Annotated in this window: 11 protein-coding genes and 1 tRNA gene; 10 read left to right on the forward strand and 2 right to left on the reverse strand. The window is 65.9% G+C overall.

Annotated features, from left to right (window positions below; genetic code table 11):
- The first annotated feature begins 53 nt into the window (after window positions 1-53).
- The 10 genes from AB0O71_RS11800 (at window position 54) to AB0O71_RS11845 (ending at window position 11517) form a co-directional block, all read left to right on the forward strand.
- Entirely contained in the window at window positions 54-980 is a 927-nt protein-coding gene (locus AB0O71_RS11800; protein WP_363745514.1) for an ABC transporter permease, read from the forward strand.
- Complete coding sequence (locus AB0O71_RS11805; protein WP_363745516.1) at window positions 973-1956, forward strand: ABC transporter permease; 984 nt, start codon at window positions 973-975, stop codon at window positions 1954-1956. Before AB0O71_RS11800 ends, AB0O71_RS11805 begins: the two co-directional genes overlap by 8 nt.
- Window positions 1957-1967: 11 nt before the next feature.
- The gene (locus AB0O71_RS11810; RefSeq protein ID WP_363745518.1) at window positions 1968-3683 is read left to right on the forward strand and encodes an ABC transporter ATP-binding protein; all 1716 of its coding nucleotides are present in this window, start codon (window positions 1968-1970) and stop codon (window positions 3681-3683) included.
- A gap of 152 nt (window positions 3684-3835) precedes the next feature.
- Entirely contained in the window at window positions 3836-5533 is a 1698-nt protein-coding gene (gene hutU / locus AB0O71_RS11815; protein WP_363745520.1) for a urocanate hydratase, read from the forward strand.
- 4 nt (window positions 5534-5537) lie between these two features.
- Window positions 5538-6773: an amidohydrolase family protein gene (locus AB0O71_RS11820; RefSeq protein ID WP_363745522.1), complete on the forward strand. Its 1236-nt coding sequence runs from the start codon at window positions 5538-5540 to the stop codon at window positions 6771-6773.
- A gap of 206 nt (window positions 6774-6979) precedes the next feature.
- Window positions 6980-8884 carry a translational GTPase TypA gene (gene typA / locus AB0O71_RS11825; protein ID WP_363745524.1) on the forward strand — a complete coding sequence of 635 codons (1905 nt, stop codon included), beginning with the start codon at window positions 6980-6982 and terminating at the stop codon, window positions 8882-8884.
- A 106-nt stretch (window positions 8885-8990) separates the two neighbouring features.
- Window positions 8991-9626 (forward strand): hypothetical protein, encoded by a 636-nt coding sequence (locus AB0O71_RS11830; protein ID WP_363745526.1) that lies wholly within the window; start codon window positions 8991-8993, stop codon window positions 9624-9626.
- Window positions 9627-9850: 224 nt separating this feature from the next.
- Window positions 9851-9924, forward strand: a tRNA-Pro gene (locus AB0O71_RS11835).
- 179 nt (window positions 9925-10103) lie between these two features.
- Window positions 10104-10331, forward strand: a complete 228-nt coding sequence (locus AB0O71_RS11840) for a helix-turn-helix domain-containing protein (protein WP_363745528.1) — start codon at window positions 10104-10106, stop codon at window positions 10329-10331.
- 169 nt (window positions 10332-10500) lie between these two features.
- Window positions 10501-11517 (forward strand): tyrosine-type recombinase/integrase, encoded by a 1017-nt coding sequence (locus AB0O71_RS11845; protein ID WP_363745530.1) that lies wholly within the window; start codon window positions 10501-10503, stop codon window positions 11515-11517.
- Between the two features lie 83 nt (window positions 11518-11600).
- Here AB0O71_RS11845 and AB0O71_RS11850 read toward each other — a convergent pair whose 3' ends face one another.
- Both AB0O71_RS11850 and AB0O71_RS11855 read right to left on the reverse strand, forming a co-directional pair.
- The gene (locus tag AB0O71_RS11850) at window positions 11601-12236 is read right to left on the reverse strand and encodes a hypothetical protein (protein WP_363745532.1); all 636 of its coding nucleotides are present in this window, start codon (window positions 12234-12236) and stop codon (window positions 11601-11603) included.
- Window positions 12233-12802: a hypothetical protein gene (locus AB0O71_RS11855; RefSeq protein WP_363745534.1), complete on the reverse strand. Its 570-nt coding sequence runs from the start codon at window positions 12800-12802 to the stop codon at window positions 12233-12235. Before AB0O71_RS11855 ends, AB0O71_RS11850 begins: the two co-directional genes overlap by 4 nt.
- Window positions 12803-12834: the final 32 nt, after the last annotated feature.

The raw sequence follows: 12834 nt of genomic DNA on the forward strand, positions 1-12834 counted from the left end.
GATTGCGAGAGAAAACGCACCATGTCAACGACCAGTGAACGGAGGGGCGGCGCATGCTGAGATACATCCTCTTCCGGATCCTCCAGGTGATCCCAGTGCTCCTGGGCACCACATTCCTCATCTACTTCATGGTGTTCGCCATGCCGGGAGACCCCGTCGCGGCGATGTTCGGCGACAAGGTGCCGAGCGATGCCGTACTTGAGCGCCTGCGCGAGCAGTACAACCTCGACAAGCCGTTCTTCATTCAGTACCTGCTGTACTTGCAGGGCCTGTTCGTGGGCGACTTCGGCATCAGCTTCTCGGGGGAACCCGTCTCCGAGATCCTGGCGCGCACGTTCCCCGTGACCATCAAGCTCGCGCTCATGGCCATCGTGATCTCGCTGGTACTTGCCATCGTGATCGGACTCTTCTCAGGTCTGCGCAAGGGCCGGTTCTTCGACAACATCAACCTCATCATCGGTCTGTTGTTCCTGAGCATCCCGATCTTCGTCGTCGCCTTCATCGGGCAGTACGGGCTCGGGCTCAAACTCGGGTGGTTCAAACCGACCGTGGGAGCGGGAGCGCCGCTGCAGGATCTGCTGCTGCCGGCGATCGTGCTGGGCGTCTCTCTGTACGCGACGAGCATGCGCCTCACCCGAGCCTCGGTGATCGACACGCTGAATCAGGACTTCGTGCGCACGGCGTACGCCAAGGGGCTCAGCCGCGGCCGCGTCATCCCGGTGCACGTGCTCCGCAACTCGCTGATTCCGACGATCACCAACACCGCGACCGATTTCGGAACGCTGATGGTGGGCGCGACCGTGACCGAGGGAATCTTCAACGTGCCCGGCGTCGGCAACGTGCTGTTCAACGCCATTCTCAAGGGCGAGAACACGACCGTGGTGTCGTTCGTCACCGTGATGGTGCTGATCTATCTCGGCGTCAACCTCGCCGTCGACCTGCTGTACGCCGTACTCGATCCGAGGATCCGTTATGCCTGATACCCCTCAGTCCTCACCCGGCACGCCTCGGCGCGTGCGGCCTCCCATCGAGCACTTCGTCGCGCCGATCGACGAGACGCCCGTCGTCGCAGTCGACGCCGTGCGCATCGCCGAGAAGAAGTCGACGCTCTGGCTCGACGCGTGGCGGGATATGCGCCGGCGCCCGATGTTCTGGATCTCAGCGGTCATCATTCTCGCGGTGACGCTGATCTCGCTCTTCCCGGGCCTGTTCACCCAGGCGGATCCGCGAGCCTGCGCGCTGTCGTTCTCGAACGCCGGCCCGTCGACCGGGCATCCGCTCGGGTACAACAAGCAGGGATGCGACGTGTATTCGCGGATCATCTTCGGCACGTCGACCTCCGTGTCCGTCGGTCTGCTGGTCATCGCTCTGACCTTCGTGGTCGGAACGGTGATGGGAGCGCTTGCGGGCTTCTTCGGGGGGATGCTCGACACGGTGCTCTCGCGTCTGGGCGACATCTTCTTCTCGATTCCCTACATCCTCGCGGCAGTCGTCGTGATGAGCGTGCTCTCCGATCACCGCAATCCGTTGGTCATCGCGCTCGCCATCGGCGGGTTCTCCTGGCCGATCACGGCGCGCATCGTGCGCAGTGAGATTCTTCGCGTGAAGAATGCCGACTTCGTGATGGCGTCGGAATCCCTGGGTCTGTCGCGGTTCAGCACGCTGGTGCGCCACGTGCTGCCGAACGCGATCGCTCCCGCGATCGTGGTCACCACGCTCTCCCTCGCCTCGGCAATCGTGGCCGAAGCGACGCTCTCGTTCCTCGGCGTGGGCCTGCCTGCGGGCGAGTTCATCAGCTGGGGCAACGACATCAGTGCCGCTCAGCTCTCGCTGCGCACCGACCCCATGCCGCTGATCTACCCATCCCTGGCACTCACCATCACCGTTCTCGGCTTCATCCTGCTCGGTGAATCCGTGCGGGATGCCCTCGATCCGAAGGCGAGAGCACGACGATGAACGAAGCGAACATGACAGACGAAACCCAGGAATTCATGCAGCCGCTGCTGAGCGTGCGCGATCTCAAGGTCGGGTTCACCGTCGACCGGCAGGTGAACGAGGTGCTGCACGGCATCAACTTCGACGTGTATCCCGGTGAAACCGTGGCGATCGTCGGCGAGTCGGGTTCCGGCAAGTCGACGACCATGCACGCGGTCATCAATCTGCTGCCGGGCACCGGCCGAGTGACCGAGGGATCGGTGACGTGGGGCGGGAAGGAACTCGTCGGGCTCGGTCGCCGCGACATGGAGCGCATCCGCGGGCGGGAGATCGGTCTCGTGCCGCAGGACCCGATGTCGAACCTGAACCCGGTGTGGTCCGTCGGCTTCCAGGTCGAAGAGGCGGTGCGGGCGAACGGGCTTGCAAAGGGCAAGAAGGAGGTGCGCGAGCGCGCCGTCGAGGTGCTCGAGCAGGCCGGGCTGCAGAACGCTGCTCAGCGCATGAAGCAGTTCCCGCATCAGTTCTCGGGTGGCATGAAGCAGCGCGCGCTCATCGGCATCGGGCTCGCGGCCAACCCGCAGCTGCTCATCGCCGACGAACCGACGTCTGCGCTCGATGTGACGGTGCAGCGCGTCGTGCTCGACCATCTGCAGAGCCTGACGCAGAAGCTGGGAACCGCCGTCGTCTTCATCACCCACGACCTCGGTCTCGCGGCCGAGCGCGCCGAGAAGCTCATCGTGATGTACAAGGGCAACATCGTGGAATCCGGCCCGAGTCGCGAGATCCTCGAACGCCCGCAGCACCCGTACACCAAGCGTCTCGTCTCTGCCGCGCCGAGCCTGGCATCGCGGCGAATCGGTGCGGATGCCGAGCTCCCCACGGCGCCGACGCAGTCGTTCGACCTGTCGGCTCTCGCCGACGAGCCGAAGCCGACAGTGAAGCACGGCGAGCCGATGATCGAGGTGTCGGACCTCGGCAAGATCTACAAGATTCGCAAGGGAAACTTCGGATCAGAGGAGTTCCACGCGGTTGCGGGCGCCACGTTCTCGGTCAATCGCGGCGAGACCCTGGCGCTTGTGGGCGAATCGGGTTCGGGCAAGTCCACCATCGCGAAGATGGTGCTGCAGCTCGAGAAGCCGTCGTCGGGATCGATTCGAATCGGGGGGCGGGAGACCGCGAACCTGTCAGGGCGCAATCTCTTCGATCTGCGCCGCACGCTGCAGCCGGTATTCCAGGATCCGTACGGGTCCCTCGACCCGCTCAACAACATCGGCAACACCATCCTCGAGCCGCTCAAGATCCATAACGTGGGCGACACGGCGAGCCGTAGGGCTCGCGTGCTCGAGCTGCTCGATCAGGTGTCGCTGCCCCGCGAACTCGCGACGCGCTATCCGAACGAACTCTCGGGCGGCCAGCGGCAGCGCGTCGCGGTCGCCCGCGGTCTGGCGCTCAAGCCCGACATCCTCGTGCTCGACGAGGCGGTGTCGGCGCTCGACGTACTGGTGCAGGCGCAGATTCTCGATCTCCTCGCGGAGCTGCAGCGGGAGCTGGGTCTTACGTACCTCTTCATCACGCACGACCTCGCGGTCGTGCGTCTGATCGCCGACCGGGTATGCGTGATGCAGCAGGGGCGCATCGTTGAGCAGGCGACGACCGACGAGGTCTTCGAGAATCCGCAGGAGGAGTACACGAAGAACCTGCTGGCCGCGATTCCGGGCGCCCACATCGAGCTCGGTCAGGAGCGGTAGCCTCCCAAGCCGCGATACGACGCGACGCCCGAGCCAGTCTGGCACTCCGGACAGGCCCGGGCGTCGCTGCGTTGTCGGAACGGGCGCGAACCGCTGGGATAGGGGTGGCGGGTGAGTTCCCGCGATCCTGCACTTCAGCGAAAGGTCCAATGATGGCACTTCCCGGCGCACGCCCCGTCCGTTCCCCCCGAGGCACCGAGCTCTCCGCGAAGAGCTGGCAGACGGAGGCGCCCCTGCGCATGCTGATGAACAACCTCGATCCCGAGGTGGCCGAGCGGCCCGATGATCTCGTGGTCTACGGGGGCACGGGTCGGGCCGCGCGGAGTTGGGAGGCGTTCGACGCCATCGTCGATACCCTGCGCGACCTGGAGGAGGACGAGACGCTGCTCGTGCAGTCGGGCAAACCCGTCGGCGTCTTCCGCACGAACGTCTGGGCGCCGCGCGTGCTCATCGCCAACTCGAACCTGGTGGGTGACTGGGCGAACTGGCCGGAGTTTCGCCGGCTCGAGGCCGAAGGTCTCACGATGTACGGCCAGATGACCGCGGGCTCCTGGATCTATATCGGCACGCAGGGCATTCTGCAGGGTACGTTCGAGACGTTCGCTGCGGTCGCTCGCAAGCGCTTCGGGGGCACGCTCGCCGGTACGATCACCCTGACCGGCGGCTGCGGGGGCATGGGTGGGGCGCAGCCACTCGCCGTCACCCTGAACGACGGCGCGTGCCTCATCGTCGATGTCGACCGGAGCCGACTCGAACGGCGCGTCAGCAAGCGCTACCTCGACGAGGTCGTCACCAGCCTCGACGAAGCGCTTGCAAAGGTGCAGCGGGCGAAGGAGGAGCAGCGCGGCTGGTCCGTCGGGCTCGTCGGCAACGCGGCCGAGGTGTTCCCCGAGATCCTGCGCCGGCATCGGGCGGGCGAGATCACGATCGATGTCGTCACTGATCAGACGAGCGCGCACGATCCGCTGAGCTACCTGCCGATCGGGTACGAGGTGGGCGAGCGGTTGGAGCGCGCAGAGGCGGATCCCGAGCAGTTCACGCGCGATGCCCAGGCCGCGATGGCGGCGCAGGTGCGGGCCATGGTCGAGTTTCAGGACGCCGGCGCCGAGGTCTTCGACTACGGCAACTCGATCCGAGACGAGGCGCGCACGGGCGGCTACGATCGTGCGTTCGAGTTTCCCGGCTTCGTGCCGGCGTACATCCGACCGCTCTTCTGCGAGGGTCTCGGGCCGTTCCGGTGGGCAGCGCTCTCGGGTGATCCCGAAGACATCCGCGTGACCGACGAGGCGATGCTCGAACTCTTCCCCGAGAACGCGCATCTGCATCGCTGGATCAGGGCGGCGCAGGATCGCGTGGAGTTCGAGGGCCTGCCCGCGCGCATCTGCTGGCTCGGCTACGGCGACCGCGCGAAGGCGGCCGTGCGCTTCAACGAGCTCGTCGCCGAGGGCAGGCTGTCGGCGCCGATCGTGATCGGGCGCGATCACCTCGACTCGGGTTCGGTTGCGTCGCCCTATCGCGAGACCGAGTCGATGGCCGACGGCTCCGACGCCATCTCCGATTGGCCGCTGCTCAACGCCCTGACGGCCGCCTCGTCGGGGGCGACCTGGGTGTCGCTGCATCACGGCGGCGGAGTGGGCATCGGCCGCTCGCAGCATTCGGGGCAGGTCTCCGTCGCCGACGGTACGCCGCTCGCAGCCGAGAAGCTGCAGCGGTTGCTGACGAATGACCCCGGCATGGGCGTGATCCGTCACGTCGACGCCGGCTACCAGCGCGCGGTCGACGTGGCGGGGGAGCGCGGCGTGCGCATCCCGGTGACGCCCGTGATCCGCAACACCGATCAGGCCTGGTGAGGCGATGACCCGCGCACGGCTGAGCCTGCTCATCGACAACATCGGCGAACTCACCACGAACGACGAAGCCGGCGGCGGAAGGCTGCACGACGCCGCCGTGGTGATCGAGCGGGATCGCATCGCGTGGGTCGGTGCGGCGACCGATGCTCCGAGCGCCGACGAGCGAGTCGACGCCGCTGGGTGCGCGGTGCTGCCGGGGTGGGTCGACTCGCACACGCACCTCGTCTTCGCCGGTGACCGCACCGCCGAGTTCGAGGCCCGCATGGCGGGCGAGGCCTACGCCGCCGGGGGCATCAACGTCACGGTCGAGGCGACGCGCGCCGCGACGGACGCCGCGCTCGAGGCGAACCTCGAGCGATTGGTGGCCGAGGCGCGACGCGGCGGCACCACGACGATCGAGACGAAGACGGGGTACGGTCTCACCGTGCACGACGAGCAGCGCGCGGCGGTGCTCGCCGGGAGGCACGTCGACGCGGTCACCTTCCTCGGTGCGCACGTGGTGCCTTCGGGCACCGATCCCGAAAGGTACCTCGACCTCGTGACCGGGCCGATGCTCGAAGCCGTTGCGCCGCACATCAGCGCCGTCGACGTCTTCTGCGAGCGGGGCGCGTTCGATGAAGCGGCGTCGAGGCGAGTGCTCGAGGCCGCCGCTCGCGCCGGTCGCGCTACCCGCGTGCACGGGAATCAGCTGGGGCACGGGCCCGGTGTGCAGCTCGCGGTGAGCGCGGGATCGCTGAGCGTCGATCACCTCGGATTTCTCAGTGACGAAGACATTTCTGCGCTCGGCGATTCCTGGGCCGATTGGGACGGGGGAGCGGGGCGCCGCGGAACCGTCGCGACCGTGCTGCCCGCGTGCGACCTCTCCACGCGGATGCCGCTGGCGCCGGCGAGAGCGCTGCTCGACGCTGGTGCGGTGCTCGCGATCGCCTCGAACGCGAACCCCGGCACCTCGTACACCAGCTCCATGGCGTTCTGTGTTGCGACGGCGGTGCTGCAGATGAAGCTGACCGTGCAGGAGGCGGTGCGCGCGGCGACGCTGGGCGGCGCCGTCGCGCTCGGCATGGAGGCCGGTGGCTGGCGCGACCCACAGGGCGTCGAGCAGGGCGCGGTCGGTCTTATCGTGCCGGGCGCGCGGGCCGATCTGCAGCTGCTCGACGCGCCATCGGTGACCCATCTCGCCTATCGTCCCGGGATGCCCCTCGTGCAGGGAGTGTGGCGGGCGGGGGAGCGAGTGGTGTGAGTGCGCACCGTGCTGAAGGTCAGCGGGGCCGGAGCGTACAGCACGCACGTACACCCGGCCTCGACTCACTATTCGCGGGCCGTTCACGAAGAGACCCGCTAGAATAGTGCGTCGGCGTCTTTCGGCGCCACCGCGGGGCGATCCCGCTCCGTGGCCGGCATCCCGCCGCGCCGACGCTCACTCGTCTCGTTAGGACTCTACTACTTATGGCTCTCGCCACTCGCGATGACCTCCGCAACGTCGCCATCGTCGCACACGTCGACCATGGCAAGACCACCCTCGTCGACGCCATGCTGCGTCAGACCAACTCCTTCGACGCGCACGCCGAGGTCGACGATCGGGTCATGGACTCGAACGACCTCGAGCGCGAGAAGGGCATCACCATTCTGGCCAAGAACACGGCCATCACGTACGAGGGTGCGCACGCCGGCGGCGGCCCCATCATCATCAACGTCGTAGACACCCCCGGCCACGCCGACTTCGGCGGCGAGGTGGAGCGCGCGCTCTCGATGGTCGACGGAGTCGTGCTGCTCGTCGATGCCTCCGAGGGCCCGCTGCCTCAGACGCGCTTCGTGCTGCGCAAGGCGCTCGAGTCGAAGCTTCCCGTGATCCTCGCGGTCAACAAGACCGACCGCCCCGATGCGCGCATCGAAGAGGTCGAGGGCGAGGCGCAGGATCTCCTGCTCGGTCTCGCATCCGACCTCTCGGAGGATCACCCGGATATCGACGTCGACGCCGTGCTCGATGTGCCGACGGTGTACCTCTCGGGTCGCGCCGGTGCGGCATCGCACGAGCGCCCCGGTGACGGCGAACTGCCGAACAACCCGGATCTCGAGCCCCTCTTCCAGACGATCCTGGAGCGCGTGCCCGCACCGCAGTTCGACGACACCTTCCCGCTCCAGGCGCACGTCACGAACCTCGACTCGTCGCCGTTCCTCGGTCGCATCGCGCTGCTGCGCGTGCACCACGGCTGGATCAAGAAGGGCGAGACCGTCGCCTGGGTGCGCCACGACGGCGATGTGCAGAACGTGCGCGTCACCGAGCTCATGCTCACCAAGGCACTCACCCGCTACCCGGCCGAGAAGGCCGGCCCCGGCGATATCGTCGCCATTGCGGGTATTCCCGAGATCACCATCGGCGAGACGATCGCCGACGCTGAAGACGTGCGTCCCCTGCCCGTCATCACCGTCGACGAGCCCGCGATCTCGATGACCATCGGCGCAAACACCTCGCCGCTCGTCGGCAAGGTGAAGGGCCACAAGCTCACCGCCCGCATGATCAAGGATCGCCTCGACCGCGAGCTCATCGGCAACGTGTCGCTGCGCGTGCTCGACGTGGGCCGTCCCGACGCGTGGGAGGTGCAGGGCCGAGGCGAGCTCGCGCTCGCGATCCTCGTCGAGAACATGCGCCGCGAAGGCTTCGAGCTCACCGTCGGCAAGCCCCAGGTGGTCACCAAGGAGATCGACGGCAAGAAGCACGAGCCGTACGAGCACCTCACCATCGATACGCCCGAAGAGCACCTCGGTGCGATCACGCAGCTGCTCGCAGCGCGCAAGGGCCGCATGGAGAACATGGTGAACAACGGCACCGGTTGGGTGCGCATGGAGTTCATCGTGCCGGCCCGCGGTCTCATCGGCTTCCGCTCGGAGTTCATGACCATCACCCGCGGCACGGGTATCGCCAACGCCATCTCGCACGGCTACGGCGAGTGGGCCGGAACGATCACGACGCGCAACAACGGCTCGATCGTCTCAGACCGCTCGGGTGTGGTGACGCCGTTCGCGATCATCAACCTGCAGGAGCGCATGAGCTTCTTCGTGCAGCCCACCGAAGAGGTCTACGAGGGCATGGTCATCGGCGAGAACTCGCGCTCCGAAGACATGGATGTGAACATCACCAAGGAGAAGAAGCTGACGAACATGCGTTCGGCCGCGGCTGACACCTTCGAGTCGATGACGCCGCCCCGCAAGCTCACGCTCGAGGAGTGCCTGGAGTTCGCTCGCGAGGACGAGTGCGTCGAGGTCACGCCCGAGAACGTGCGCATTCGCAAGGTCGAGCTCGCAGCGACCCTGCGCGCACGCTCGGCGTCGCGTCTCAAGAACCAGAAGTAGCACGGGTTCGTCCGGAGGGCCCCGACTCGCGCAGGTGCGCGGGCCGGGGCCTTCCTGCTGTTCGGAATGCTCGACGGGCTCCGAAGGCCGGTCGTAGGATCGGAGCATGTCGATCATTCACCGCACCACACTGAGCCCGTCGAAGTACGACCTCCTCGCCGCGTGGCTGCCGGCGCAGCCGTGGTTCACGGGCGATGCCGGTCGGCTCGAGCCGATTGGAGCCTACCGTTTCGACGACACCGAGGGAGAGGTCGGCCTCGAGGGGCACGTGTTCACGGCGGGTGACGACACCGTCTATCACGTGCCGCTGTCGTACCGCGGGGCGCCGCTCGAAGACGGTGACGACTTCGTCGTCGGCACCATGGAGCACGGGGTGCTCGGCACGCGATGGGCGTACGACGCCATCGGCGATCCGGTCTTCCGCGCGGTGCTCGCCGGCGCGATTGCGCGGGGAGAAACCGGCAGCCGGGAGTACTCGCAGGACGCGGAGGGGAACACCGCCGAGCGCGAACCCTCGGTGCGCGTGCGCGGCGCCGGTGCGGCGGCCGAACTGGTGCCCGAGCTCGCCGCCGTGCGCGTGTCAGCCGAAGGCACCGCGTCGATCGCCGAAACGGAGTTCGCGCTGCTCGCCGTGCACCGCGTCGTGGTGGTCGATGCAGGCGATGACCCGGCCGGCACGCTGAGTCTGCGGGGCGAGTGGCCTGGCGCGGTAGGCGCGCTCCTGGCGTCCTTCAACATCTGACGCCGCCCACCCACCCACCCCGCCCCGCCCGCCCGCCCACCCACTTCTCGGAGCGGGGTCACTCTTCGTGCGTGTTGCCGTCGCGACACCCACGAAGAGTGACCCCGCTCGCAGTGGGGAGGGGGAGTGGGAGAGGCAGGGGAGGGGGCGACACGTCCGGGGCGGCCCCGTTTTCGTGATTCGCTGGGAAACCGCTAGAGTATTCCTTGCGTGAAACACGCAATCGGGATGTGGCGCAGCTTGGTAGCGCACGTCGTTCGGGACGACGGGGTCGCAGGTTCAAATCCTGTCATCCCGACCGGAAGGCCCCGGAAATCACTGATTTCCGGGGCCTTTGGAGTCTCTAGAAAATGTACCGGGCACGAAAAAGTCACGTAAAACCCCCTCCCGACACACATCCTGCGGCTCTGCTCTCTGACGCAGAACGGTTGACCCAGGATCATCCTGTTTTCTGTCTACTCAGCGCACCTCGCTGGCATGGACACGAAGCACACCCCTCACCAGACCCTCGAGCCACTGCTCGACATCACCGAACTAGCCGACTATCTCGGCGTGCCAATCTCGACGCTCTACGACTGGAGGGCGCGCGGCCTCGGCCCACGCGCCTACCGGTTCGGCAAACGGCTGAAGTTCGCACTCTCCGATGTGCAAACCTGGATGGAAACACAGCGCGAACCCGACACCCTCGAATCGGATCGGGGGTGAACTGATGAGCAGGCCACGTCTCCCCATCGGTACCTTCGGCGAAATCTGGTTCGTCTCCAAGCCGAACAACCGCGTACAGGCACGCGCCAGCATCCGTGACTGGGATGGTGTCACCAGGCCCGTGCAAGCAACGGGAGCTACGCGGAAGGCTGCCGAGGCAGCTTTGAAAGTGAAGCTCTCCGAGCGCACGCAGTTCCAGCCATCGAATCTGATTCTGACCCCGGACAGCGCCTTTCCTGAGTTGGTGACCTATTGGCTCGAAGATCTCGGTCTGGAAGATCATCTCGCAAAGGCGACAAAGGAGCTCTACGAGCGAAACATGCGAACTCTCGTGCTCCCGGCGTTCAAGGACTTCACCCTGCGAGAGATTGGTGTTGCGCGCTGTGATCGCCATATCAAGCTGCTCGCTCGCCAGAGCTACAATCGGGCGAAGCAGGCCAGGAATGTCATGCGCCTCGCTTTCGGGCTTGCCGTCCGGCACGAGGTGCTCCCTCGCAATCCAATGGACGGAATTGCGAAGCTACGGAAACCCCAACGCACGCCAGACGCGCTGACACCGGTCGAAGTAAACGCGGTGCGCGCGGCCATTGCCCACTGGGAGACCGGACTCTCGTCATCCGGCCCGAAGCCAGACGGTCAGCTTGGCCAGATCGTCGAGGTGCTACTCGGCACGTCCAGTCGCATCGGTGAAGCCCTCGCATTCCGACGGATGGATGTAGACGTGGCTTCGGCAGTGCCGACGATGGAGATCGCAGGCACGATCGTCTGCCTGAAGGGCGAGCCGGTGCAGCGCCAGGATCATCCGAAGACCTCGAAATCAAAGCGCACGGCAGCGATCCCTTCGTTCACTGCCGAAGCAGTACGCAGCCGCCTGAGCAAGCTCACCGATCCATCACCCGAGGCGCTGCTGTTCTGCTCCCGCGAGGGCACTCCGTTGTCTCCGGCGAATGTGCGCCGTCAACTTCGTCAAGCGTTGAAGCTGGCAGGACTCTCGGGCATCACCCCGCATATGTTCCGCCGAACCGTCGCCACCGCAGTAAGTGAAGCGGCCGACGTGGAACTCGCTGCCGAACTGCTCGGACATACTGATCCGAGGATCACGATTCAGCACTACATTCGACGCAACCAGATGGTGAACTCGAAGACCGCCGACATTCTTGAGAGTGCATTTGCAAAGCCAGAGTAGAACTCAGGAGGAATGGCTGAGGCCCCGAGTCGAGTTGCTCGGGGCCTCAGCCATTTCTGAAGTTCAGTAGGCGCTTGCGTGGTTCATGCGGAGCTACGAGAAAGAGCAGACTCATCCTCAGCGAGAAGCCGAAAGTAGGCGTCCTCGTCGGCGCGGCGCGAAGCGACATCGGCTTTGACGAACTCTACGAAGTCGGCGTCGCGGTCAACGATGGGGGCCTCCGCCCCGGTTGGGTATGGGGTGTCGCCCGGCCAGGTGGTTTGCCGCGTTGGGCGGTCGCGGTCGATGCGGGTGCCGGAAGCCTGCACCCATTCGCGCAGGCGCATCCGAGCTTCAGCGAAGTCGCGGTGCCAGGTGATCGGGCCGCTGGCGTGCTGTTCAGGATCGTAGGCACCGAGCCAGTGACAATGCAGCGCCGAGAGTTCCCATACCAACTCGGGGTGCCGGTGCCACAGCGGCGGCAGCACTGCAGGTGTGAGACCGTAGGAGAGCTTCAACCACGACACCCAACTGTTGAGCTCAAGCCACTCGATCTCGGCTTGCTCGCTGGTGAGCATGTTCCAGTTGATCGGTCTGGGCGGTGTGCTGACTCGGCCGCCAGCGTTCACCGGAGTACCGAGGCGCGGCAGCTCTCTTGAGGTCGCTGTCTCATCTGTATGCGGTTCGGCCGGGTTGGACGAGGCGGGAAGCTCTGCGGCGTTCATCATGCCCTCGCTCATCGAGCTATCCCCGTCTGCACCGCACTGCTTGGAGAGATACGGCGCGGTTGGTGTTGTGAGCCGACCGCTGATGTTGCTGCTCGCTCTTGTCCCACGCCCGATGCTCGATCAGTAGTGGAGCGTTGCTCTGCAAGGTGTCTGGTTCGGTGGCTGCGATCGACCTCGTATCGTGTGCGGCGCGTGTTGTGGCCGATCTGCTTCACCTCGAAGTATTCCTTGCCGGTCTTCTTGCTTACTTTCACCATCCCTTGAGCGATGAACGAATCGCCTTTTCTGAACTTCTTTTTGATGATTTCTGCCGCTTCCCAGTGGGCGACCAAAGAGTGAAACGTGGGCTCAAGCCGGACTATCTTGCCGGTGTCGGGGTTGCGGCTGTAATGCTCGACGCCGAAGCGGGCGAAAACCTTCGGTATGTCATCGACGTCGCTCTGCTCGGCTTCGGATTCAGTCTCGATGTCGGCATCGTTCCCGGCGTTGCGCCGGGGCTCGGTGGCGAAGAAACCGACGATCGCATCGAGGGTTTCAATCGGCTCAGGCGGCGAGGCCGGTTTGCTGCTGTCGTTCATGGGATGCTCCTTGCCTGTCGCGCCGCGCCTCC

Origin of the sequence: Leucobacter sp. NPDC077196, from assembly GCF_040687075.1 — a bacterium.
Taxonomy (GTDB): Bacteria; Actinomycetota; Actinomycetes; order Actinomycetales; family Microbacteriaceae; genus Leucobacter.